Source organism: Flavobacterium ginsengisoli, from assembly GCF_029625315.1.
Classification (GTDB): domain Bacteria; phylum Bacteroidota; class Bacteroidia; order Flavobacteriales; family Flavobacteriaceae; genus Flavobacterium; species Flavobacterium ginsengisoli.
This window is the reverse complement of sequence record NZ_CP121110.1, coordinates 1,080,697-1,103,930: the sequence shown is the minus strand read 5'-3', so window position 1 is coordinate 1,103,930 and position 23,234 is coordinate 1,080,697. Positions and strand designations below refer to the sequence as shown.

Annotated in this window: 24 protein-coding genes and 4 pseudogenes; 21 read left to right on the top strand and 7 right to left on the bottom strand. The window is 35.1% G+C overall.

Annotation, left to right across the window (positions count from 1 at the left end; translation table 11 throughout):
- Positions 1-15: 15 nt before the first annotated feature.
- The 11 genes and pseudogenes from P5P87_RS04985 (at position 16) to P5P87_RS04940 (ending at position 6,645) form a co-directional block, all read left to right on the top strand.
- The gene (locus P5P87_RS04985) at positions 16-525 is read left to right on the top strand and encodes a phage tail protein (protein WP_278021763.1); all 510 of its coding nucleotides are present in this window, start codon (positions 16-18) and stop codon (positions 523-525) included.
- Positions 526-549: 24 nt separating this feature from the next.
- Complete coding sequence (locus P5P87_RS04980) at positions 550-1,071, top strand: phage tail protein (protein WP_233074062.1); 522 nt, start codon at positions 550-552, stop codon at positions 1,069-1,071.
- A 52-nt stretch (positions 1,072-1,123) separates the two neighbouring features.
- A complete protein-coding gene (locus tag P5P87_RS04975; RefSeq protein ID WP_278021762.1) occupies positions 1,124-1,639 on the top strand; it encodes a phage tail protein in 516 nt (171 codons plus the stop codon).
- A gap of 5 nt (positions 1,640-1,644) precedes the next feature.
- Entirely contained in the window at positions 1,645-2,148 is a 504-nt protein-coding gene (locus P5P87_RS04970; protein WP_278021761.1) for a GNAT family N-acetyltransferase, read from the top strand.
- A 61-nt stretch (positions 2,149-2,209) separates the two neighbouring features.
- Entirely contained in the window at positions 2,210-2,470 is a 261-nt protein-coding gene (locus tag P5P87_RS04965; protein WP_278021760.1) for a DUF6916 family protein, read from the top strand.
- A gap of 24 nt (positions 2,471-2,494) precedes the next feature.
- Positions 2,495-2,701 carry a hypothetical protein gene (locus P5P87_RS04960; RefSeq protein ID WP_278021759.1) on the top strand — a complete coding sequence of 69 codons (207 nt, stop codon included), beginning with the start codon at positions 2,495-2,497 and terminating at the stop codon, positions 2,699-2,701.
- Positions 2,668-2,817: pseudogene (locus P5P87_RS25795) on the top strand (hypothetical protein); the annotation flags it as partial. The gene P5P87_RS04960 and the pseudogene P5P87_RS25795, both read left to right, overlap by 34 nt.
- A 3-nt stretch (positions 2,818-2,820) precedes the next feature.
- Entirely contained in the window at positions 2,821-4,776 is a 1,956-nt protein-coding gene (locus P5P87_RS04955) for a cadherin-like domain-containing protein (RefSeq protein WP_278021758.1), read from the top strand.
- Positions 4,757-5,125: a hypothetical protein gene (locus P5P87_RS04950; RefSeq protein ID WP_278021757.1), complete on the top strand. Its 369-nt coding sequence runs from the start codon at positions 4,757-4,759 to the stop codon at positions 5,123-5,125. Before P5P87_RS04955 ends, P5P87_RS04950 begins: the two co-directional genes overlap by 20 nt.
- Positions 5,118-6,263: an Ig-like domain-containing protein gene (locus P5P87_RS04945; RefSeq protein ID WP_278021756.1), complete on the top strand. Its 1,146-nt coding sequence runs from the start codon at positions 5,118-5,120 to the stop codon at positions 6,261-6,263. Before P5P87_RS04950 ends, P5P87_RS04945 begins: the two co-directional genes overlap by 8 nt.
- A 163-nt stretch (positions 6,264-6,426) precedes the next feature.
- Positions 6,427-6,645 (top strand): T9SS type A sorting domain-containing protein, encoded by a 219-nt coding sequence (locus tag P5P87_RS04940; protein ID WP_278021755.1) that lies wholly within the window; start codon positions 6,427-6,429, stop codon positions 6,643-6,645.
- A 325-nt stretch (positions 6,646-6,970) separates the two neighbouring features.
- On the opposite strand, the gene P5P87_RS04935 is transcribed toward P5P87_RS04940, so the two are convergent.
- Together P5P87_RS04935 and P5P87_RS04930 are read right to left on the bottom strand one after the other, a co-directional pair.
- Entirely contained in the window at positions 6,971-7,192 is a 222-nt protein-coding gene (locus tag P5P87_RS04935; protein WP_340696684.1) for a nitroreductase family protein, read from the bottom strand.
- Positions 7,128-7,601, bottom strand: a complete 474-nt coding sequence (locus P5P87_RS04930) for a nitroreductase family protein (RefSeq protein ID WP_278021754.1) — start codon at positions 7,599-7,601, stop codon at positions 7,128-7,130. Before P5P87_RS04930 ends, P5P87_RS04935 begins: the two co-directional genes overlap by 65 nt.
- A 268-nt stretch (positions 7,602-7,869) precedes the next feature.
- Here P5P87_RS04930 and P5P87_RS04925 point away from each other — a divergent pair, with 268 nt between their 5' ends.
- The 4 genes and pseudogenes from P5P87_RS04925 to P5P87_RS04910 all read left to right on the top strand — a co-directional run bounded on the left by P5P87_RS04925 (position 7,870) and on the right by P5P87_RS04910 (position 11,638).
- Positions 7,870-8,922 carry a DUF1852 domain-containing protein gene (locus tag P5P87_RS04925; RefSeq protein ID WP_278021753.1) on the top strand — a complete coding sequence of 351 codons (1,053 nt, stop codon included), beginning with the start codon at positions 7,870-7,872 and terminating at the stop codon, positions 8,920-8,922.
- Between the two features lie 30 nt (positions 8,923-8,952).
- Positions 8,953-9,984, top strand: a complete 1,032-nt coding sequence (locus P5P87_RS04920; protein WP_278021752.1) for a methionine synthase — start codon at positions 8,953-8,955, stop codon at positions 9,982-9,984.
- Between the two features lie 112 nt (positions 9,985-10,096).
- A pseudogene (locus P5P87_RS04915) lies at positions 10,097-11,036 on the top strand (bile acid:sodium symporter family protein).
- Between the two features lie 149 nt (positions 11,037-11,185).
- Positions 11,186-11,638 (top strand): Lrp/AsnC family transcriptional regulator, encoded by a 453-nt coding sequence (locus P5P87_RS04910; protein WP_095929232.1) that lies wholly within the window; start codon positions 11,186-11,188, stop codon positions 11,636-11,638.
- A 132-nt stretch (positions 11,639-11,770) separates the two neighbouring features.
- Here P5P87_RS04910 and P5P87_RS04905 read toward each other — a convergent pair whose 3' ends face one another.
- On the bottom strand, positions 11,771-12,175 hold the full coding sequence (locus tag P5P87_RS04905; RefSeq protein WP_278021751.1) for an XRE family transcriptional regulator: 405 nt from the start codon (positions 12,173-12,175) through the stop codon (positions 11,771-11,773).
- 947 nt (positions 12,176-13,122) lie between these two features.
- Here P5P87_RS04905 and P5P87_RS04900 point away from each other — a divergent pair.
- The 6 genes and pseudogenes from P5P87_RS04900 (at position 13,123) to P5P87_RS04875 (ending at position 19,579) form a co-directional block, all read left to right on the top strand.
- Complete coding sequence (locus tag P5P87_RS04900) at positions 13,123-14,556, top strand: S41 family peptidase (RefSeq protein WP_278021750.1); 1,434 nt, start codon at positions 13,123-13,125, stop codon at positions 14,554-14,556.
- 1,068 nt (positions 14,557-15,624) lie between these two features.
- A pseudogene (locus P5P87_RS04895) lies at positions 15,625-16,550 on the top strand (sulfatase-like hydrolase/transferase); the annotation flags it as partial.
- A gap of 30 nt (positions 16,551-16,580) precedes the next feature.
- Complete coding sequence (locus P5P87_RS04890) at positions 16,581-17,135, top strand: alkaline phosphatase family protein (RefSeq protein WP_340696683.1); 555 nt, start codon at positions 16,581-16,583, stop codon at positions 17,133-17,135.
- A 98-nt stretch (positions 17,136-17,233) separates the two neighbouring features.
- Complete coding sequence (locus tag P5P87_RS04885) at positions 17,234-18,289, top strand: HAD family hydrolase (protein ID WP_278021749.1); 1,056 nt, start codon at positions 17,234-17,236, stop codon at positions 18,287-18,289.
- A gap of 63 nt (positions 18,290-18,352) precedes the next feature.
- Positions 18,353-19,162: a transporter family protein gene (locus P5P87_RS04880; protein ID WP_278021748.1), complete on the top strand. Its 810-nt coding sequence runs from the start codon at positions 18,353-18,355 to the stop codon at positions 19,160-19,162.
- Between the two features lie 144 nt (positions 19,163-19,306).
- Complete coding sequence (locus P5P87_RS04875; RefSeq protein WP_278021747.1) at positions 19,307-19,579, top strand: helix-turn-helix domain-containing protein; 273 nt, start codon at positions 19,307-19,309, stop codon at positions 19,577-19,579.
- Positions 19,580-19,939: 360 nt separating this feature from the next.
- Here the strand turns inward: P5P87_RS04875 and P5P87_RS04870 are convergent, their stop codons facing one another.
- From P5P87_RS04870 to P5P87_RS04855, 4 genes and pseudogenes are all read right to left on the bottom strand, one after another.
- On the bottom strand, positions 19,940-20,119 hold the full coding sequence (locus P5P87_RS04870; protein WP_278021746.1) for a hypothetical protein: 180 nt from the start codon (positions 20,117-20,119) through the stop codon (positions 19,940-19,942).
- 602 nt (positions 20,120-20,721) lie between these two features.
- Entirely contained in the window at positions 20,722-21,174 is a 453-nt protein-coding gene (locus P5P87_RS04865; RefSeq protein ID WP_066034741.1) for a carboxymuconolactone decarboxylase family protein, read from the bottom strand.
- A 68-nt stretch (positions 21,175-21,242) separates the two neighbouring features.
- The gene (locus P5P87_RS04860) at positions 21,243-21,818 is read right to left on the bottom strand and encodes a Crp/Fnr family transcriptional regulator (RefSeq protein ID WP_026729722.1); all 576 of its coding nucleotides are present in this window, start codon (positions 21,816-21,818) and stop codon (positions 21,243-21,245) included.
- A gap of 741 nt (positions 21,819-22,559) precedes the next feature.
- Positions 22,560-23,116 (bottom strand): annotated as a pseudogene (locus tag P5P87_RS04855) (fasciclin domain-containing protein).
- Positions 23,117-23,234 lie beyond the last annotated feature (118 nt).

Here is a 23,234-nt window from a genome sequence, read left to right as displayed (position 1 = left end):
CAAATAGTCAATATTATGGCAACACCTTATTTAGGAGAAATACGTATCATGTCTTTTAACTTTGCTCCAAAAGGCTGGACTTTATGTAATGGGCAGTTTTTGCCTATAAACCAAAATCAAGCTTTGTTTTCTCTACTAGGAACAATGTATGGAGGCAATGGACAAACGACATTTGCTTTACCAAATTTAAAAGGAAGAATTCCTATTCATTTTGGAAATGGGCATACAATAGGAGACCAAGGTGGAGAAGAAGCACATACTGTAAGTGTATCAGAACTGCCTCAGCACACTCATATATTGCAGGCGAAAACAGATTCGGTAAGTACCAATGTACCTAGCTCTTTAAATTCATTGGCTAATACTGCCCCTAATTTAGTTTATAGCGGTCAAAGTCAAAATTTTACTTCGATGAACTCTGGTTCTCTTAAAAGTATCGGCGGAAGTCAGCCTCATTTAAACATGCAGCCATTCCTTACCTTGAATTTTTGTATTTCTTTACAAGGTATTTTTCCTTCTCAAAATTAATTATTAATTGTAAAAAGTAAAGATATGGCACAACCTTTCGTTGGGGAAATCAGAATGTTTGGAGGAAACTTTGCTCCTGCAGGATGGATGTTCTGTGAAGGACAGATTCTTCCTATTTCTGAGTATGATACATTATTTCAATTAATTGGCACTACTTATGGAGGTGATGGCCAAAGTACTTTTGCTCTACCAGATTTACGCGGAAGAGTTCCTATCCATTTCGGCACATCCTCTAGCGGTACAAACTATACATTGGCAGAAACAGGTGGGGCAGAAAATATTACGTTAACCATTAATCAAATTCCTGCTCACACGCATAATTTAATAGCGACTACAGATTTGGCAGATACTGCAAGTCCGTCTAATGCGCTATTTAGCACTAATCCTCCAGGAAGTAAAATGTTTTCTAGTGCTGTACCAACATCAGATTTAAATGCATCATCGGTTACAAGTGCAGGAGGAAGTCAGCCTCACACTAATTTTCAGCCTTATTTGTGCGTTAATTTTATTCTTTCGTTGTATGGAATATTTCCTAGTCAAACATAGAAATTTTAAAATTTTCAATACTTTTTAAATAAAAATAAAAAACAATATATCTATGGATCAATTTGTTGCCGAGATACGCCTTTTTCCCTTCAATTTTGCACCAAAAGGTTGGGCCATGTGCAATGGGCAATTATTGCCTATATCTCAAAATACATCGCTTTTTTCTTTGCTGGGAACTACATATGGAGGTGACGGGAAAAGCACTTTTGCTCTCCCGAATTTACAAGGGAGTGTTCCTATGCATCCAGGACAAGGTCCAGGATTATCTTTACACGATTTAGGGGAAACAGGCGGAAGTGAAAATGTTAGTTTGCTTGAGTCTGAAATTCCATCTCACAATCATTCATTGATGGTCGCAACTTCAAACTCACAGTCAACATCTCCGACTAATAATAGTTTAGGCCGTGGAAATCCTATACGAATTTATGGCCAGACGGGAACAAATACCAATATGAGCTTAAACTCCGTAGCTATAGCTGGCTCGGGTTTGCCACACAATAATATGATGCCTTATTTGACAATGAATTTTTGTATTGCGCTTCAGGGAATTTTTCCACCAAGAAGCTAATTTAAATGGATTTGAATTTAGAAATAAAAGATATTAGTTTTCGAGAGATTCAGAAAAGTGATAAAACTCTTCTTCGGGAAATATATGGCAGTACTCGTCAAGAAGAACTAGATAAAGGAACTAATTGGAATGATGAACAGAAAAGACTTTTTATTGATCAGCAATTTTCTGTCCAACATGAATATTATCAGAAGAATTTTTTAGATGCAAAATTTTATATAATTGAAAAAGAAAAAGTTCCGGTTGGAAGATTATATATTGATTTCCTTTCTGAAAATGAACCTGTGAGAATTATAGATATTACAATATTGCCTGAATGGAGAAATAAAAATATTGGCGACTCCATTTTAAATGAAATCCTTAAAAAAGCAGGCGACAATAATTTAAATGTCTCGATACATGTTGAGGCTTTTAACCCAGCAATGAATTTATATAAACGATTAGGATTTAAAAAAATAAGTGAAACAAATGGTGTTTACCATTTAATGGAATGGAATTCTAATAACTGATTTTAACGATTAACAAAATTATATGGATATATCTTTACTCTCTGCAAATAAGTTTAATTCTATGCTTAATAGAGTATTTGTTATTAAATTTTCAGAAGAAATTCAGCATGATGCGGAGTTAATTTCTGTAACTGAATTCGATAGTTACTCTCCGTTACAAAGAACTCCATTTTCTCTAGTTTTTCGAACTCAGCAAAAAGACGAATATTACGAACAGGGGATTTTTAATATTATACACCCTGAAGAAGGCAATCTAGAATTATTTCTTACACCACTTGGGTTTGATGAAGTGGGAATGAAATATGAAGCGGTATTTTCTTAATTAGGCTAATTAAAAGCAAAAAAAATGAAAAATAACAAACTCTTAGTTGTAATAATACTAGTTGGATTTCTAAGTTTTGGAATGAAATACAATACTATTATTAAGAAAAATTTTGTTGCTCCTATAGTTGAAAGTTTTGTAAAAGCTGAAAAAACTTTTATAGTTCAAAAAAAGAAAGTAAAGTTAAAAAAGTTGAAATTAAAACAGGTAAAACAAGCGCGCCAGCTGTAGTCGCTACAGTTACCGTAACAAATAGTGTAGCGGTAAATGGAGGTGGAAACGCTCAACCTGGTTCTCAGCTTGATTTTACAGTAACGATAACAAATACAGGTGCGGAAGATGCTTTAGGAATGAATTTCGAAGATATTTTAGATTCTAATCTAACCTTAGTTCCAAACTCTTTTAAAGCAACACCAATAGCAAACAATAATTCTTATTCCTGTATCGGAAATGTTGGAATAGATGTAGATGCAGCAGGCGGTGTTTTAGCAAATGATTTTAGCCCTGATGGAACTGTTTTATCAGTTTCTTTATTGACAGGAGCAACAAACGGATCTGTAATTCTAAATGCAAACGGTTCTTTTACTTATAATCCAAACGCAGGATATTCCGGATCTGATAGTTTTACCTACACTTTAACATCAGCTAATGGTAAAACCGCAACTGCAACAGTAAATATTGCGGTAACAACTCCTATTATCTTTGTTAATAGTGCGGCTGCAACAGCAGGAAACGGAACTTTAGCTACACCTTACCAAACTTTAAATAGTATTACAGGAAGCGCTGCATATCCTATTTTTATTTACTCAGGTACAGTTACTGGACTTTTGACTTTAAATGATAATCAAAAAGTAATTGGACAAGGGGCAAGTGCAAGTCTGGCTTCTATATTAAGTCTTTCCGTGCCAACTTATAGTAATGTTTTACCTTCTACTGGCGGAACAAATCCTACTATTGCCGGTGTCAATTTAAAAGCAAATAATGATATTCAAGCTGTTGCGTTAACAGGTACTTTATCTGGTTCATCTATTGGAGCTTTAAAAGTTAGGAATACAACTATTAGTACAACAAATGCACAGGCCGTTAATATTACCAGCGGTGGTACTTTAGATTGTATTTTTACCAGTATTTCTGCTAGTGGAGTCTCTAAAGGAATTTCAGTAAGTAGTTCACAAGGAAGTTTTCAGGTTACTGGAACAGGACCTATTGCAGGATCTGGAGGGACAATACAAAATATAGCTTTAAGAGGTGTTGAGTTTATATCGTGTGCCAATGTTACGCTTAAAAACATGAATTTTACTAATGCAAATAATTCTACTACTGTAATTAGTGATCCTGAAGATGATAACACTAATTCTTATGGTGCACTGCATTTTAAAACCATCTCTGGAGGTGTTAGTTTAGATAATATTGTTATCATTGGTACTACAAACTCTGTTGGAATAAACTTGAATGATGTTAATAATTTAGTATTAGCTAATAGTACAATTACAGGCTGTGGAAGTGCAAATGGAGGAAACGTAAGTGTTGGAGGAATATTTGCATTAAATTTAAAAGGGACATGTTCGATAACAAACACAAATGTTAATGATTCTTGGGGAAGAGGCTTTTTTGGATTTAATGGACAACTTTCTCAAAATCCTGCACTTAATTTGACAGTAACCGGTTGTCAATTTAAAAACTCTTTTAATAAATCAAACGGAGACAGTAATTTTATTTTTCAAGCTAAAGGAACAACAAACAATACATTAGTTTTTAAAAAGAATGATTTTTCTAATTCAAAAACTACTGGTTTAGCTCTGAATTTTAGCGGATCTTCTGTAAATACAGTTCAAATTGGAGGAGATAATGCATCCACAGATGCTAATACTATAAATGCAGCAACTGTAAGTCCTGGAAGCAATGGTTTATCTTTGCAAGTAGGCGGTACAGCAACTGTGAGCTACAATATTCTAAATAACACTTTAAAATCAAGTTATAATGGTCTTTCTGCATGCAGTGTTGGAAATCAAGGCTCGGGAACTATAAAAGGGCGTATAAATAATAATACTATTGATGGTGGAGGCTCAACTTCTTCTAGTAATGGTATTAGTGTTGCCGCTTATGGAAATGCCAAACATATTACTGAAATAGCTAATAATATAATTACTAATGCCGCTAATTACGGTATTTTCTCTGAAGCAAATGATAATGCTGTATTAAGTGTGGGAAGAATTGATGCTTCTATTACTAATAATAACATTAGTGTTGTAAATAATGCTTACACTCATATTGGAGTAGTTGCCAATGCAGATATTGTCTGCTAGCACAATGATTAGTGCCGCAAAGGTTACTGGCAATATAGTTAACTCCGCCACCGGATTGGCAAAAGGAAATTTTGACGTGTTCTCTCAGGGGCCAAATTGTTCGGTAATTTTGCAGGGCAGTCCACCCTATGTTCCAGGAAGCGGAGACAGAAGTGCTGCATTGACAGCTTTCTGGAATAGCAATAATACTAGCACTCCAACAGGAGTAGGGGTGGATGAAGGAGGTACTGGAGTTATAACTTCAGGAACTGTCACTATTCCTGACAATGGAAGTGCTTCAAGAATGGCTACGCAGAAAGAAGCAAGACAAGAAGAAACAGTCTGCTCCTACAACAGAATCCGTGAATAGTAATACAACTAATAATTCAGTATCAGCTAAAACTGCCACAATAAAAGTGGTTAATCAAACGCTTACTGCCGGACCATTTGCTTTATCTGCAGGAAAAAGCACTGTAATTACTTTTAGTGCGACAATTAACGCTGCGGGCACATTACCGCAAAATACCTGTTCTGTTACAAATCTGGCAACCGTTAGTGGTTCTAATTTTACAACTGTAAATTCTAATATTACAACGACATCAATTAAACCAGAAAGTGCAACAGTTACTGAAGACACACAAAATATTCCTTGTTTAGGAAGTACTGCTGTTACTTTAAACGCTTCTTGTCCACTTGGTACAACTGCTACCTGGTATAACGCAATGACTGGCGGAACAAGTTTTGCAACAGGAAATTCAGTTTCTGCAACACCTACAGAAAATAATACTACTTATTGTGTTGCTTGCGAAACAGCTTATTGTGCAAGCGATAGAGTTCTGGTAAAAACTGTAACAGGAACTCCATCTACAACTTCTTCACCTGAAACGGTAAATGCATGTGATTCTTATACATGGAGTGCAAATGGAACAACTTATACTGCTTCTGGAACATACACAATTGTGAGTGGATGTGATACTAAAACTCTTAATTTGACTATTACTCCATCTACAACTTCTACACCTGAAACGATAACTGCATGTGATTCTTACACATGGAGTGCAAATGGAACAACTTATACCGCTACTGGAACGTATACTACAGTTGTCGGATGTGATACTAAAACTCTAGACTTAACAATCACCCCCTCAACTTCGTCTCCAACCGAAACTATTTCTAGATGTGATTCTTACACTTGGCCGGTAAATGGCACTAATTATACAACATCTGGAACTTATACTCATAAAATAGGATGCGACACCAAGACTTTAGCATTAACAATCACTAGTTCTACAAGTTCTACACAAACTGAAAGCGCTTGCGATAGCTATACGTGGCCAGTAAATGGTACTACTTATACCTCTTCTGGAAATTACACCTATTCTTCTGGATGTGACACCAAGACTTTAGCATTAACCATTAGCAATTCTTCCGCAATTCTGAGAACAGTAACCTTAAATTCTGGAATATTAACATCTGATTATTCTGGAGCAGACTTATCAATGGTATAAGTGTCCAAACACACTGCTAACAAATGAAACTAACCAATCATTTAAAGCAACAGTCGCTGGAGATTATAAAGTTGAAATTACTGTTGGAGGGTGTACAATTGTTTCTGATTGTATTAATGTAAGTACTTTGGGGCTAGACGATTTCAAAGTATCCGACTTTAAAATGTACCCTGTTCCAAGTAAAGGAATTTTAAATATTGTTACCAAATATGATGGAAATTACATTATAATAGATACCTCTGGAAAAATTATAAAATCAGTAAATCTAAAAGCAGATATTCTAAATACAATTCACTTAGAAAATCTTGAAGATGGTATTTATTTAATTAAAAAAACAGATAACGGTTCATTTAAAGCTCAGAAATTTATTTTGAAAAAATAAGGTAATTTGTCAGATGTATCGATGGTTAATTATTGCATCTAACTTTTACGGAAAATTAGAGTTTTATAGTATTATAGTATAAAAATTAAAACAGCCTTCGGGCTGTTTTTTATTTAAGCTTCATGCCAGTTAGTTTTAGATTTCTCGTTCAGCAACAGAGTCAATATTCAAAAAATAAATAGCATGCAATGCACCATGATTCTGCCATGAAATTTATACAAGACAATACTGTATAATTTGCTTAGCTCTTTATGGCAGAGAAGTTATCAATTCCAAAAGGTTGAATGTATACTTTTCCCATAATAATTTAACATATTTAATAGTATTAATAAACTTTCGTTACCATTTCATCTATAGGCAAACGAACTTTTTTCATAGTTGCCATGTAGTCCTTTTCCAAATCACGGTATCCTAAAGCAAGAATAACTGTAGAATGCAGTCCTTTCTCTTTCAAACCTAAAACCTCGTCGATAATAGAAGCATTAAATCCTTCGATAGGAGTGGCATCCACTTTCAATTCTGCCGCAGCAATAAGTGCTGTTCCCAGTGCAATATAAGCCTGTTTTGCTCGCCCAAAGTGCTTTTTGTTCTGAGTTAATAGCGTTAAAATAAGCATGCAATCCATTTCTAAATCCTGATAAAGCGCCAGCATCAAGACCTCTTTGTTTTTCTGTCATTGCCATGTAATTGTCAATGTAACTCGAAGACATGTTATTGAGTGCGACAAAAACCAACAAATGAGAACAAGATTCAATTTGTCTATTATACGAATCAGCACCTAATTTTTTTTGGATTTCTGGGTTGCTTACAACAAAAACACGGTAAGATTGCAGACCACAAGAAGATGCTGAGAGATTTATAGCCTCTAAGATTTGATCAACTTTTTCTTCTGCTAGTTTAACGTTGGAATAAGCTTTGGCGGCGTAGCGCCATTTTAAATTTTCTATTAAATTCATTACTATATCTATCTTAAATTTTGGCAAATATAAATTATATTGTTTTCTTTTTCGAGGTTTGAATTGTTATGGGAAATTTCAAATGGGTCATGTCCTAGCTCTCCAAAGAATAATTATCTGTTTTCTTTCAATATTTTATTTGTGAAGAGATTAATAATCTTTAAAAATATATTAAAAAAGAATATTTAACTGTATTTTTTGATTTAATAGGATATTAAATCTTTTGTTTTAAAATTTGCAAGGTAAAAAAACTAAACCTTGTCATCAAATGAAAGCGAAAATACAAGAAGATTTAAGAATAAGCGAAAAGCAGGATATTGAAAATACCCAGAATACAATCCAAAATGATTTTGTGTTCACGCTAAAAAGCACTTGTTTAGATGAAAATTATCACCCCTCAAGTAAAACGCGTTTGACAACCAATTTTGCCAACTTGGCCAGAGGAGCTAATCGCCAGCAAAACTTACGCAATGCCTTAAATATGATTAACAATCGATTCAATGCATTGGCTCATTTGGATAATCCAAAAGGAGATCGTTACCATGTAGAACTTGAAATTCTCACAGTAACAATGATTATTGATGATAAGAACGGTAGTAATGATCTACCGATGATTGAAGTTTTAAAAACAAATATTATTGACCGTAAGACCGGCCAGCAAATCGAAGGAGTTGCCGGAAATAATTATTCCTCTTATGTTCGGGATTATGATTTCAGTATTTTATTGATTGACCATAATAAAAATAAATCTAATTTTTCTATTCCTGAGAATTTTGGTGAGTTGCACGGAAAACTTTATAAGTGTTTTGTGAATTCAGCCACTTATAAAGAGCACTTTAAGATATCACCGATCATTTGTCTAAGTGTATCGAGTAACAAAACTTATAGTCGCACAGAGTATCAGCATCCAGTTCTGGGTTTTGAGTATCTGCAAGATCAGTATTCTATCACTGATGAATATTTCTCTCAAATGGGCTTAAAAGTTCGTTTTTTCATGCCTTTGAATAGTGTGGCGCCGATGGCTTTTTATCATTCCGGAGATCTACTTGCCGATTATACTGATCTTGGATTAATCAGCTCAATCAGTACGATGGAGACTTTTCAGAAGATTTATCGCCCTGAAATTTACAATGCAAATTCAGTGGCTGGGAAAATTTATCAACCTAGTCTTAAACACGAAGATTATTCACTAACTCGCGTGGATTATGACCGCGAAGAACGCAGCCGACTGGCTGTTGAACAGGGTAAATATGCAGAAGAGCATTTCATTAAGCCTTACAAAAGCCTTTTGGAACAATGGTCTGCTAATTTTACCCTTTAACTGATTACAACACATTAAAATTATACTATTATGAAGAAATTATTATTACCCACCTCTATTGTTGGAAGTTTACCCAAACCTGCCTGGCTTGCACCACCAGAAAAGCTTTGGTCACCATGGAAATTAGAAGATGATCAGCTGCTTGAAGGTAAACAAGATGCGTTGCGCATTTCTCTGCAGGAACAACAGTTGGCAGATTTAGATATCATTTGTGACGGTGAGCAGACACGCCAGCATTTTGTAACGACTTTTATCGAGCATTTAAGCGGTGTAGATTTTGAAAATCGTAAAACAGTAAAGATCCGTAACCGTTATGACGCGAGTGTTCCAGTAGTTGTAGGTGAGGTTGCACGTCAAAAAGCAGTTTTTGTTGAAGATGCTAAATTTTTACGCAAACAGACTAATAAGCCTATAAAGTGGGCATTACCAGGCCCGCTTACAATGGTAGATACTTTGTACGACGACCATTATAAAAGCCGAGAAAAATTGGCGTGGGAATTTGCGAAAGCACTCAACGAAGAAGCAAGAGAACTTCAAGATGCAGGTGTAGATATTATCCAGTTTGATGAACCTGCATTTAATGTATTTTTTGATGAAGTAAACGATTGGGGAATGGCAGCATTAGAAAGAGCCATTGAAGGTTTACACTGCCAAACTGCGGTTCATATTTGCTATGGTTATGGAATACAGGCAAATAACGATTGGAAAAAGACATTAGGTTCAGAGTGGCGACAATACGAAGAAATTTTTCCGAAAATTCAAAAATCTAAAATTGATGTGGTGTCTTTAGAATGCCACAACTCCAATGTGCCTTTAAATTTAATGGAACTTGTTCGTGGTAAAAAAGTTATGGTAGGTGCAATTGATGTGGCAACCAACACTATCGAAACACCAGAAGAAGTGGCTAATACGCTACGTAAAGCGCTTGAGTTTGTAGATGCCGAAAATCTTTACCCTTCTACAAACTGCGGTATGGCTCCGCTATCACGAAACGTGGCTAGAGGCAAGTTAAGTGCTTTAAGCGCAGGAGCAGAAATTATACGCAAAGAACTTGGGATTTAGTCTTAATATATTAATAAGAAAGTCCGTGTCTCCACGGAGAAATAATATTTAAAACACATTGAATAAATTATTAGAAGTACTAAAAAAAGCAGGTTTCGACAATTTCCTGTTAATGATAGCCACCATGATTCTGATGGCTTATTTTTTGCCAAAGCCAGGCATGGTCAAAGAACCTATTTCGCTGGAGGAGATTGCCAATGCAAGCGTTTCCTTGATTTTCTTATTTTATGGTATGCGACTGAGCGTTGAGAAACTAAAAGCTGGACTTTCCAACTGGAAAATGCACATTGTTGTCCAGTTGACAACTTTTTTGTTTTTTCCGCTCCTTGTTTTGGCATTTCGCCCGTTGTTTGTCAATAACGGCTTCGAGCTGCTTTGGCTGGGTGTATTTTTTCTGGCAAGCATTACCGTCTACAGTTTCCTCTTCGGTGGTTATGGTTTCCATCGCCAAAGGAAACATTCCCGCAGCCATTTTCAATGCAAGCATTTCCAGTTTGATCGGAGTAGTGGTTACACCTCTCTGGGTTGGACTCTTTATAGCTTCTGCGACAGGCGATTTTGATGTTACTCAAATCGTCATAAAGTTGATTCTTCAAGTCTTGTTGCCTGTCATCATTGGCATAAGCCTCAATTCTCGTTTCGGCGCTATTGCCGAAAAATACAAGAAACAGCTTAAATATTTTGATCAGACAGTTATTCTAACGATTATTTATACGTCGTTTTGCAAGTCATTTTCCGAACATCTTTTTGACGGTTTCACCGCCCTTGAACTTGCAGAACTCGCTGCAGGTATGATGGCATTGTTTTTTGCCGTATTCTTTTGTGTCGGACTACTCAGTCGATTGCTTGGTTTTTCAGATGAAGACCGTATTACTGTCTTATTCTGCGGTTCTAAAAAGTCATTGGTACACGGCACCGTTATGTCAAAAGTACTTTTTCAACACAGTACCATCACCGGCATCGTATTATTGCCACTCATGCTTTACCATGCCTTGCAATTGATTGCTGCCAGTATCATTGCTCAGGGTATGGCTCGGAGAAAAGAAGTATAAAACATTGCCTTGTAGATTTTTATACTGTGAAGATGAATGCTGCAGTATGTTATGTTTTTAATTTATGTAAATCAAGATTTTTGTATTGTTTTTGGTTATATTTGAAGAATTTTATTCTGTATTCGCAATAAATTAAACCAAAATATTCTATGGAACAAATAGACGATATTGATCTTCAGTTATTAAATATACTACACGATAATTCTAAATACACTGTAAAAGAGCTTGCTAAAATGGTAAATCTTTCTGCTTCGCCAGTTTTTGAGCGGATTAAAAGATTAGAAAACAGCGGCTATATTAAAAAATACATTGCCCTGCTTGATGCAGAAAAATTAAATAGAGGTTTCATTGTTTTTTGTAATATCAAACTTAAACAACACGATCGTAATATCGGGAATCAGTTTGTTAGTGATATTATGAAAATAGAAGAGGTTGTAGAATGTTACAATATTTCAGGAGATTACGATTTTTTAATGAAAGTTTCCGCCAAAGACATGAAGCATTATCAGGATTTTGTATTTAATAAATTGGGATCAGTTGAAAGTATAGGGAGTACCCAAAGTACCTTTGTTATGTCGGAGATAAAAAATTTGTATGGATAGTTCCGTGAATATTTCAAAGAGTTTTTATAAAAGCCTTATGAATGTCTTCTGACTTCTTACCAAGAAATAATATTCTAAAACCAAAAAAGAGACTTTGAAAGTCTCTTTTTTAATTAATATCTTTATTAATAATTATTTACCAATCAATTTCTCAAGCTTAGACATCATTTCATCTTTCTCTTTCAGCATACGCTCAAATAAAGCAATTTTTTCTTCATGAAGTTTTTTGATTTCCTCAATAGGATTGTTGTTAAAAATTTCAATTCTGTTATTGAACATTGCGTTATCCGAGAAATTGCATGAAATTAAATTTACAGCCTGTTCTTCATCAAAATTCTGAAAAGCTTCAACAGGAATTTTTAATACAGCTGAAATTTGTTTTAGAAGACTTTCTTCAATTACATCTTTCTGCTCTAGCATAGAAATTTTCTTTTGGTTCCAGTCTTCTCCCAGATCATAAGCTAATGATTCCTGCTTTATACTTAGCATTTCTCTAAAACGTTTTACGTTTCTTCCTTGATGTATTTTCTGTTCCATAACAAATATCAATTTTCTAAAGGCTTAAAGATAAAGCCATTTTTTGAATTAAAACCTGTGTTTTAAAATAAAAAAAATCCCATTTCGTTCGGAAATGGGATTTTAATTTTGTGACCTCGACTGAACAATTTACAAATCATTTTATGAACGATTTAAAGAAATTGGCTTACTTTCAAGTGAATTTGTAAGATAATTATTTTAAATTTTTATTTGTAAACGGTTTGTATGTATCGTAAGGGTAAAACGTTAAAAAATGTTAAAACATATGTGTATTTAAATTTATTAAGACGTAATAGCTTTTTATATAGTTCCTGAAAATAAATTTGGTACTGGGTTAGTTTTTAGTAAAATTATATAATAATTTTGAGATTATTCAAATCAAAATTTGGTCGGGATATTAAACTTTTTAAACCGCTTTAATCTAATTAGTAGATAATTATGTATGCATTTATTAGGGATGAGGAGAGCAGGATTCGAACTATATGTGTTGAAACCCGTCTACGCTACGTTTTTATAAATGTCTTGAACCAAGTGCACCGATTCTGCACCAAATTCAATTTTTTACTTTTTCAATATTAAAACATTCACAAAGCTTTAAAAACTAACGAATTAACAGGAAGTAGTAGTAGTCTTTTTTTGTATCACAAATATATTAAAAATTGTGGATTCTAAAATCATTTGACCAAGCTTTTAAAAATCGCCATTAACATTGATCTAAATTTTTTGAAGTAGGAATGCTGTTCAAATTCATGTCAAAATTTAGGGTGATTGATTTCTGCAGGCTGCAATCTTAAATTTTAGTAGCAAAAAGGTATCAACTCCTATAAACTAGACAACTACTATTTTTCACTTTTATAATTTGTAGCTTTTTTAAGTTTTAATTGTAGCTTTTTTAACACGCACTAAAAAACAAAAGAATAGTTTTACAATTTAAAACTAATCCATTTATGAGAAGAAAACTACAATTGCAATTTCTAATTTGTCAAAATTGTTTCAAATTAAAAACTATTTTCTATTTTATTATCTTATCTTCGATCCAAAGCCTGTTTGCTCAAACAGAAACTGAAGATGTTCTAAATGGCATCTGGAAAATGAGAGGATATGGAAAAATTATAACTATTAATGACACCGCAGTAAACAGCTACGAAACAACATCTATTTCATGTACACTAAGTTCTCAATTGAAAAGAAATGATATTTTGCAATTGGGAACTATTAAAAGAGTGGATCAAAATTTGCTTACCATTACGCAGGGTATCAAAATATACACACTAGATAAAATAAGTGAACTGCCAAACACCGCTGAATGTAATGTAGCAAAACTCGAGGACCCTAATTATAATTTTGATGTTTTTTGGAATATGATGAATGAAAATTATCCTTTTTTTAGCGAGCGAAAAATGGATTGGCTCAGCATAAAGGAAAAATATTCAGGCAAAATCAAAAATAAAACTCAGTTACGTCATACTTTGAAAAGTATAATCAAACAGTTAAATGATGGGCATACAACCTTGATTGTACCTAAAAAAAATAGTGCATTTCCCCATTACAGAACAAATCATAAAACAGCCGTTTTAGAAAATGAAATTTTAGGACGTTATGTCAAGAATCCAATAAGATTTGGAACGAGTATTAAGGGTAATGGTCTGTTAAACTATGGAATCACTGAAAATAATATAGGTTATATACAGATAAACAATATGTTGTTTTTTTCTGATAAGTACAAAAATCCTGATGCACTTTCAGGATATGATTATTTATTCGGTTACCTGAACGCATCCGAAAGTAATCCTAATCATTTTGAAGATGAAAAAAGCGGAATTAGAACGCTAATGGGGAAAATCATCAAAGAGTTACAGGGAACAAATGCCGTAATTATAGATTTGCGTTTCAATTCAGGAGGCTATGATTTGGTGTCATTAGAAATACTAAGGCATTTTATTGCCGAAGAAACTAAATTATATTCCAAAAAAGCCAAGTTGTTAAACGGTTATACAGAACCGGAGTTTGTTTCTATTTTACCTGCTGACACAACATATAATAAACCAGTTTTTCTTCTCACAAGCCATCAGACTGCCAGCGCTCCGGAAGTATTATCTCTTGGTTCAATTGCAATACAAAATATTACGCGCATAGGATCTAATACTGAAGGTATATTTTCTGATATTTTAGAAAAAAAATTGCCTAATGGCTGGATATTGAACCTTTCCAATGAAATTTACCAAGATATTAATGGAACTTGTTATGAAAGCATAGGAATTCCCCCAAATAAAAAAATAAACTATTCCCATAACGAAAATGTCTTTATTAGAAAATTAAAGAAAAAAATAGATAATGGAGATGAAGCTATTGAAATGGTGTTTAAATTGATTGACAAATAAATTACTTCCAAAAGACAGTTAATTAGTAATGTCATGTTTAGTAAACAGATTTGAGAGTGATTCAAATTGATTGAAAGTAAAAAAGCTTCAGAGAAATCTGAAGCTTTTTAAATGGTAGCGAGAGAGGGTTTGAATCTGTATATTTCTGGAGACTTTTATCCCGACAGAATCTAATTATTTAGCAATTCTCGGGCTTCCGTATCGACATTGGCACTAGTGATAAATTCTTATAATTTCGCTTATGTTGTGGGCTTTTCGTACTAATCTTGCAGTGAGTGTTATTTTGCGCGATCAGAAGAAACTGCTTTTGTGGATCTGAAAAATGAGACACGTCTTCTCGAGAGGAAATATTTCAGAATTTTCCCTGATGAATCCCTTTCAATTTCTAACTCTTTGATCTGCTTCCGCAGTTTCGGCAGTTCATTTTTATGTGATATTTCAGCTAAAGTCTTTATTGTGGTAAATCTGCCTTCCTAGTAAATGTGCCTTCCTGTAAAGCTTCTTCCAATACTGCAGATTACTTGTGCTGATATTGAGCTCTCTTGCCTACTCACTCGCTCTTTCGCAGTGGATGCTCATGGTAGCGGTCAGAATCTTAAAATTCAAAGTAAACATTTTCTTCTTATTTTTCATACTTTTAAAATTGGAAGATATAAAGTTAGTTGCCAGTGAGAAACTTTAGGCATAATATCCTACTTTTTACATTTTCAGGTAAACACTATTTAAGCTTTCGCAAGGTTTCATCTGCACATTTATAGCATAAAAAACAAAAGGGTAAGCTCGTATTAAAATCGACATAGCTTTTACGGTAAAATAGGACGAAGCTCCAAATTTTGGAGTCTGTAAGTTTTACATTTTCAAAAAAAATGGTTTCAGATTATAATTTGCAACATCATATTGTTATGAATGTGCCGCGCTTTAATGGTTACTTCTTATTTTTATAATGATACTAATTTATAAATGTTGTACTTATGAAAAAAAATGCCTTATCTATAGTTTTAACAAGTTTACTGCTTGCTGTTATTTTTTAGCGCTGAAGCACAGTCCAAAAAGAAACCTAATATCATAATGTTGATTTCTGACGATACAGGATGGGGAGACCTTGGTGTTTATGGAGGAGGTGAGTCGCGTGGAATGCCTACTCCTAATCTGGATAAGATGGCCAAAGAAGGAATGCAGTTCTGGGAGTTCTACGGACAGCCGAGCTGTACGCCCGGAAGAGCGGCAATGATAACTGGACGTATTCCAAACCGAAGCGGTATGACTACGGTGGCTTTCCAAGGTCAGGGCGGAGGTCTTCCGGCTGGAGAATGGACTCTGGCTTCCGTTTTAAAGAAAGCGAATTACAAAACGTATTTTTCTGGAAAATGGCATTTGGGAGAAGCAGATTATGCAATGCCGACAGCACATGGTTTTGATAAAATGCAGAATGTAGTGTTGTATCATTTAAATGCATATACATATGCCTTTCAGTCATGGAATCCTGATATGACCCCGGAAATGCTGGCATTCTTTAAGAAAGTAACTACAGGTGTATTAGAAGGTGAAGCTGGAGGAAAAGTAAGGGAAGTTTCTAAAGTTACCGAAGAGAATATAGCCGAACTTGATATGATGATGACAGAAAATGTTTTGAAACAGCTTGATGGTTATGCAGCTGCAAAGGACCCGTTTTTTATGTGCGTAAACTTTGCTAAAAACCATCAGCCTAACCTGCCATCAAAACAGTTTAAAGGAAAATCCCGGGAGCAAGCAAATATGCAGACTGCGTTATGGAGATGGACTATAATGTAGGGCGCGTAATGGATGAAATTAAGAAACTGGGTATTGCAGATAACACCATTGTAATTTATACTGTTGATAATGGAGCATGGCAGGACGTGCATCCTGACGCCGGATATACGCCTTTTAGAGGTTCAAAAGGAACAGACAGAGAAGGAGGAAGCCGAGTTCCTGCAATTGCATGGTGGCCTGGACAGATCGAAGCAGGGAAACAAAATCATGATATTGTTGGTGGCCTTGACCTGATGGCAACCTTTGCCAGTCTTGCCGGTGTTGAGCTTCCTAAAAATGACAGAGAAGGCAAGCCTATGGTTTTTGACAGTTATGATATGTCTAATGTATTATTCCAAAAAGGAAAACCGCTTCGCAATAACTGGTATTATTTCACGGAATCTGAATTATCTCCTGGTGCAGTTCGAGTAAGCCACTTCAAAGCAGTATATAACACGAGAGGTGATAATGGAGCTCAGGCAGGAAGTGATGCGCCTGGACAACAACTGGGTTGGAGAGGTGATGAAACTTATGTTGCAACTGTGCCAGCCATATATGATCTATGGCAGGATCCGCAGGAGCGATATGATTTGTTTATGAACAGCTTTACAGAAAAAACATGGACACTTCCAGTTTTCAATAAAGCCATTCAGGATCTTATGAAAACATATATCCAGTATCCTCCACGACCTCTGCAGGGAGAAGTTTATTTAGGGAATGAAACTATAACAAGGTTCAGAAATATTCAGGAGGCGAAAAAATTAATGGAAGAAAAAGGCATGAAACTGCCTGAAGATGTCAAATATTAATTCACAGCTAATCTAAACTGAAAAAAAAGGTGGGATTAAAAATTTCACCTTTTTTTGAATCAAGACTTTTTTAATCCGAAACATTTATATAAAATAAGATGAAAAAGACAATAAAAACTACAGGATGTAAACTGGCACTTATCTGGTTATTAATGGCACTAGCTGCAGGCTGTAAAAAAGAAACGTTAAAAGATCAGAATAAAGATAGGCCGGCCCAAGAGATCTCATCTGAGAATAATTCTCCTCTGAGCTCATGGAACGATACAAAAGTAAAACAGGACATCATTGCCTATGTAAAAGATGTAACCAATACAGAAAGCCCTAATTTTATACCTGTAAAGGACCGCATCGCAACTTTTGACAATGACGGTACTTTATGGGCTGAACAGCCTTTTTATTTCCAACTTTTCTTCGCCTTGGATCAGGTCAAAGCCCTAGCTCCCAAACATCCGGAATGGAAAAGCAAGCGACCTTTTAAAGCAGTGCTGGAAAATAATATGGGGGAACTGATGAAGCAGGGCAAAGCTGGATTGATGCAGATTGTAGCCGTCAGCCATGCAGGAATGTCTACCGATGAATTCGAGGCTAGCGTGGGCAAATGGATCAGCACGGCGAAGCATCCGACAAAGAAAAAACTTTACAAAGAACTCATTTACCAGCCTATGCTTGAATTGGTTAAATATCTACAGGATAACCATTTCAAAGTATTTATCGTTTCTGGGGGCGGTATTGATTTCATGCGCGCATGGGCTGAGGAAGTCTACGGAATCCCAAAAGACCAGATTGTGGGCAGCACACTTCAGGCAAAATATGACTACAACAATGGCAAACCGGTGATAACAAAACTGCCTGCCCTGGATTTTAATGATGACAAAGAGGGAAAACCAGTTGCAATAGAAAAGTATATTGGAAAAAAACCGGTTTTCGCGGCAGGAAATTCAGACGGGGACCTTCAGATGCTACAGTGGGCCGCTTCCAATAAATACAAGAATTTTGAATTGTATGTCCACCATACAGATTCTATCCGCGAATGGGCATATGACAGAAAATCTCCGGTGGGGACACTCAATAAAGGGCTTGATGAGGGAAAGGCTAAAAATTGGGCTTTTGCAGACATGAAAAACGATTGGAAAGTGATTTTTCCGGGCAATTAATTGTTAAAAGGTGAGCTATGAAATTAAAAATATTTAACCAGGAAGCAAAAGGCGCCAGAGATTATGTCTGCGTTATTAGTGATGCTATTCGCGGGGTGCATTGTTGGGGCTGCTCAGGAAACAGAAGAAAACAAGGAATCGCAGAGCGGTGCCACTTCGGTAAAACTATCACAGGAAGTGATGAATCCCACCACTTTAGCCTGGCAGCTGCAATTGGAAGAATATGCAATATTTAAGACTGAGGGACAGGATGGATTCGCACAAAATTTTCGTTTCAGGGGGATCATTCCTTTGAAAGAAGGATTTTTAATTAAAGTGCCGCAGCTGATAAGGGTCATTACTTTTTTAAATACGGCGCCAGACGGCAAAACCGGATTGGGCGATCTGACTTTGAACCAGTTTTTTCTCCTCACCAAGAAAGACTGGGGGGAGTTTGGTGCGGGATGGAATATTCAGATCCCTACAAGAACCGACGACCAGCTTGGTTCTCCCCAGTGGAGTATCGGTCCGGCTTTCACAGTTACTTTCACAGATCTTGGAAAATGGCAGATGTACTGGATATGGGAAAATTTTTTCTCCATATCTGGAAATGACAAGTATGGTTCTTCCGCTTATGCCGTCTTGCGACCAAATGTCTTCTATACATGGGCAAATGGGGTTTATGCTGGGATTGAACCCGAATGGCAGATCGACTATAAGACGGGAAAAGTGGCTATACCGATGGATTTCAGGGTTGGATATATATGGTCGGGCAAATTAAAGTATAATGCTTATATCGAACCTGAAGTTATGGCTTATAGATCCGACGGTTATCCGAGAAATTCTTCAAATTTTGGAGTTAGATTAGGATTTAGATGGTATCTGCCAATGTAAAATCTATCTAATTAGCAGTATTAAATTTAAATATTTTTAAAAACAAACAAACATATGGGTAATATGTTTCACAAACTAACAAAGGTAGAAAAAGAAGAATGCTTAGTAAAAATAGAATTTTACACGAATTCCAAAAAGCTTTTTTTGAATAAAGATTTCTGCCTGGCCCAGCTATCGGAAGAAACAGGAATTACCGGGCATAAAATTTCTTATCTGATTAATGCTGAGTTTAGGTTAAATTTTAATGATTATGTAAATTTAAAAAGAATTCAATACCTGCTGGAAAACATAAATGCCCCTATATTAAAGAATCTATCTATTGAAAAAATGTCGCTTATTTGTGGATTTGGCTCCCGAGCAAGCTGTTTTAGGGCATTGCGCAAACATAAGGGCAAATCTTTAAAACATTTTAAATAGGTTCTCATCTCTCATAATATTTCTTTTATTAAGTTGGATCAGAGATAAATCAATTTTAAAGGCTCGGTAGAACAGTAATAAAACTGGCTACAACTACCTTAATTTGTAACTGTTTCATAGAATGGGTTCTTTGTACGTAATGCTAAGACACGAACTCTTTTATTTATGTTATTGTACGGAGCTAAAGAAGTTGTAGTAATGATTCGAACTTAAGCTTATAAGTAACATTTATTCAGCGTCTTGGTATGTACTTTAGACTAAATGCACCGATTATGCACCCTATTAAAATTAATACTCTGTTTATAGTGTATCTTTCGATAGCTATTTATGGCAAAAAAGAATCAAGTCCAAATTTTGGGATTACATATCTTCATCTTTTTCGTTTAGAAATTTTCTTACTTGAACATATGCGATTTTTTGTAGAAATTCTAAAATCTCTTCTGCTTCTTCCAGAGTAACATTCTTTCCTTCATCACTAAGCATTTTTTGAGCTTTATTAGGTGTAATTCTTCCTCTATATTTTTCTTCTTCAATTTCCATAAACTTAAATTAATGTTAAGATGAAGGTAATGAATTTTTGTAATATCAATGTTTGCAGAGTTTTAAAGATGGTTTGTATACTGTAGAGTTAACTTAACTGGATTTACAAACCGCTAATATTTATAGGTTAAAGTGGGTTAAAAAAGGCCAAAAAAAAGCTAAAACTTTCGTTTTAACTTTCTTTTAAGAGTGACGGGGACAGGACAAATTTCAACATCATTTTTGGATGATTTGAAGAGATTGGCTTTCTATATGTAATGTCTGTCTTTCATTGGCGTTAAAAAATTGGTTCGGATGTCCTGAGTAGGATTGATGCAAAAATTGTAAAAACTCAATTGATCCATCGCATTAAACTGATATATAAATTTACAAAATTTATGCAGGATTTTAAAAGATTGTTTAAGTTAAGGCAGGATTGTCTTTCTTTGGCTGTATGAATTATTTGATTGTTGTTCCACTGGAGCATTTCTATCCTAATTGGTGCTTTTAAATGAGTTTTTCGTAAAAGCAATAAGCCCGAAACAAATCGGGCTTATTGTCTTCAAATTTAATTATAATTCTAAACTTTTGGATGCATCGCAATTAAACTAGTTTTTTGCAAGTTATGCAAGACTTTCTCCTATTCGGAGATGGGTACTGAGAACAACCCTGTTCCAAAGATTGATTGTTATGACGGCCGTTATTATATCTGCTATCTGGCTTTCACTGAAATACTGTAAGGCCTTTGTATAGGTTTCATCCGTTAATCCGTTCTCATGAATTAATGTTATCTCTTCAGTTACCGCGAGCACCACTTTTTCCTCTTCTGTAAAAATGTCCCCAGCTTCTCTCCAAGCACTCAAGAGAAAAATGCGCTGGTTTGACTCGCCGTTTTTAACGGCGTCCTGAGTGTGGATGTTGATGCAGTAGGCACAGCCGTTGATCTGCGAGGCACGTATCTTTATGAGTTCTTTGGCTGTCTTGGATATGGAAATTTTTGAAAGGTAGCTTTCAAGTCCTATCATCGCTTTTAGTGCATCCGGAGCGGCCTGCTTAATGTTAAGTCGTTTTTGCATTGTATTATTCTTTTAAAATTGTTCAATGCAAAATTCAATAATAGGGAAAGGAAAAAACTTAAACTGGTTTAAGAAAGAAGCCTTTTGCGTATTTCGCTCAAGTATTCGGGCGTGAATCCTAGATAGGAAGCGATGAGGTATTGGGGAACACGCTGGATGAATTCGGGGTGGTTTCTGACTGCCTGGAAATAAAACTCTTCCTTAGAGAACGAGAAAAGAAATTTGATGCGTTTCTGTGCGGCTGCATAAGCCCTCTGGTAGACAAAACGGAAATAGCGCTCCATTACCGGAAACTCTTCCAGTAGCTTCTGCTGCTTCTCCAAAGTGATGTAAAGCAATGTTGATTTCTCTACTGCCTGAATATAAAATTCTGTCGCGAGCTGGTTCTCGTAGGCAAAGTTATCGGTAAGCCACCATGTTTCTATGGCAAATTCCGTGGTTTGTTCGGTACCTTTCTCGTTAATATAAAACTTTCTAAGCAGGCCGTCCAAAACAAAATAATGATGACGGCAGATCTGTCCCTCCTTTAGCAGGTTCTCTTTTTTACACGTTTGTTTTATGTCGAAGAATTTTTTGATTTGCTCAAAGTCATTGTCTGATACCTGTGCAAATTTGGCTATATGGTTTTTGAGTATATTGGACATCTGGAGTAAATGACATATTGGTTTTGACTGTTCGGCCAGCTTTTTTAATCGGAATGGCATCGCTGGCAGGCTCTTAAGCAAATATAGCAATAATATACTTAAATACGTTTTGAAATCAGATTTCATTATTTGTCATTAAATAGTAATTGAAAGCAATTTGGAGATTATATAGAGTCAATTTCTATAATATTCTGGGGGTTCGAATCCTGTTAAGTTATCGAATGATAAATTAACTATTTGTATTATTTTTCATCTAAATATACACGCTGAAGCAATTTTTCTATTATTTTAGAGAAAGAAAATAAAAGCAAAAATGACTCAAAGCCACCGTATTTATTAGTGTAAATGAAAAAATGGCGCCAATTGTCTTCAATTGGCGCCATCTGGCTGAGTGACCCCGACGGGACAAATTTCAACATTTTTTTTGGATGATTTGAAGAAATTGGCTTACTACATGTAATGTTTGTCTTTCATTGGCTTTAGAGTTTTGGTTTAGATGTACTGTTGGGGATTGAAGCAAAAATATATTTAGTTTTATGTATTATTTTACCAAAAATAAAAAGAGACAGCCTTAATCTTTTGCAAAAAAAAGATATCAATTCCTTATATTTAAAGTTTTGAGCTGGCAATAAAATGGTAATCAAAATCTCTAATACAATTGACTATTACTATTTTGTCGCATAGTAATTATATAAAAAGCCCTGAAATTTCAGGGCTTAATTGTAATTTATTTTCAGCAAACTACATTTTTGGAAGCAGTACTGCGTCCACTACATGTATGACACCATTAGATTGATTTACATCTGAAATTGTAATTTTAGCTTTATTGCCACTTTCGTCACTAATGTACAAATCTTTTCCATCCATCCAGGCAGTTAGAGTTCCGCCGCTAACTGTTTTTAAAGAAGCTTTTCCTTTACCAGCTTTTATTGCTTTTGCAATATCAGAACTATTCATTTTACCGGCCACTACATGATATGTCAATATAGTTTGTAATGATCTAATATTCTCAGGTTTCAATAATGTTTCAACAGTTCCAGCCGGCAATTTACTAAATGCTTCATTTGTTGGTGCAAAAACAGTAAATGGGCCTTTACCTTGTAAAGTTTCAACTAATCCTGCTTGCTTTTACTGCTGCTACCAAGGTGGTATGATCCTTTGAGTTTACCGCATTTTCTATAATATTTTTATTAGGATACATAGCTGCTCCACCAACCATTACTGTTTTTTGTGCAAATGATGTCAATCCAAATCCTAATGCCAGGATTGTCTGCTGCTAAAAATTTTCTAGTTTTCATAATTACTTTTTTTAAGTTATAAAGTCATTTACGCTTTAATATTCTTTTTGGTTTTAAAAGAGGTAAAAAAATAAATTAAAATGAATACAAGAGGCGAATTGATATATTAATAATGAAA

Excerpts from the sequence above, each read along its gene's own strand:
- P5P87_RS04910 (WP_095929232.1), top strand. The coding sequence starts at position 11,186 with ATGGAACAAATAGACGATATTGATCTTCAGTTATTAAATATACTACAC.
- P5P87_RS04920 (WP_278021752.1), top strand. The coding sequence starts at position 8,953 with ATGAAGAAATTATTATTACCCACCTCTATTGTTGGAAGTTTACCCAAA.
- P5P87_RS04940 (WP_278021755.1), top strand. The coding sequence starts at position 6,427 with ATGTACCCTGTTCCAAGTAAAGGAATTTTAAATATTGTTACCAAATAT.
- P5P87_RS04890 (WP_340696683.1), top strand. The coding sequence starts at position 16,581 with ATGGCAACCTTTGCCAGTCTTGCCGGTGTTGAGCTTCCTAAAAATGAC.
- P5P87_RS04950 (WP_278021757.1), top strand. The coding sequence starts at position 4,757 with ATGCAGATATTGTCTGCTAGCACAATGATTAGTGCCGCAAAGGTTACT.
- P5P87_RS04955 (WP_278021758.1), top strand. The coding sequence starts at position 2,821 with ATGAATTTCGAAGATATTTTAGATTCTAATCTAACCTTAGTTCCAAAC.
- P5P87_RS04980 (WP_233074062.1), top strand. The coding sequence starts at position 550 with ATGGCACAACCTTTCGTTGGGGAAATCAGAATGTTTGGAGGAAACTTT.
- P5P87_RS04870 (WP_278021746.1), bottom strand. The coding sequence starts at position 20,119 with ATGGAAATTGAAGAAGAAAAATATAGAGGAAGAATTACACCTAATAAA.
- P5P87_RS04925 (WP_278021753.1), top strand. The coding sequence starts at position 7,870 with ATGAAAGCGAAAATACAAGAAGATTTAAGAATAAGCGAAAAGCAGGAT.
- P5P87_RS04905 (WP_278021751.1), bottom strand. The coding sequence starts at position 12,175 with ATGGAACAGAAAATACATCAAGGAAGAAACGTAAAACGTTTTAGAGAA.
- P5P87_RS04880 (WP_278021748.1), top strand. The coding sequence starts at position 18,353 with ATGTCTGCGTTATTAGTGATGCTATTCGCGGGGTGCATTGTTGGGGCT.
- P5P87_RS04970 (WP_278021761.1), top strand. The coding sequence starts at position 1,645 with ATGGATTTGAATTTAGAAATAAAAGATATTAGTTTTCGAGAGATTCAG.
- P5P87_RS04965 (WP_278021760.1), top strand. The coding sequence starts at position 2,210 with ATGCTTAATAGAGTATTTGTTATTAAATTTTCAGAAGAAATTCAGCAT.
- P5P87_RS04930 (WP_278021754.1), bottom strand. The coding sequence starts at position 7,601 with ATGAATTTAATAGAAAATTTAAAATGGCGCTACGCCGCCAAAGCTTAT.
- P5P87_RS04975 (WP_278021762.1), top strand. The coding sequence starts at position 1,124 with ATGGATCAATTTGTTGCCGAGATACGCCTTTTTCCCTTCAATTTTGCA.
- P5P87_RS04960 (WP_278021759.1), top strand. The coding sequence starts at position 2,495 with ATGAAAAATAACAAACTCTTAGTTGTAATAATACTAGTTGGATTTCTA.
- P5P87_RS04885 (WP_278021749.1), top strand. The coding sequence starts at position 17,234 with ATGAAAAAGACAATAAAAACTACAGGATGTAAACTGGCACTTATCTGG.
- P5P87_RS04860 (WP_026729722.1), bottom strand. The coding sequence starts at position 21,818 with ATGTCCAATATACTCAAAAACCATATAGCCAAATTTGCACAGGTATCA.
- P5P87_RS04985 (WP_278021763.1), top strand. The coding sequence starts at position 16 with ATGGCAACACCTTATTTAGGAGAAATACGTATCATGTCTTTTAACTTT.
- P5P87_RS04900 (WP_278021750.1), top strand. The coding sequence starts at position 13,123 with ATGAGAAGAAAACTACAATTGCAATTTCTAATTTGTCAAAATTGTTTC.
- P5P87_RS04865 (WP_066034741.1), bottom strand. The coding sequence starts at position 21,174 with ATGCAAAAACGACTTAACATTAAGCAGGCCGCTCCGGATGCACTAAAA.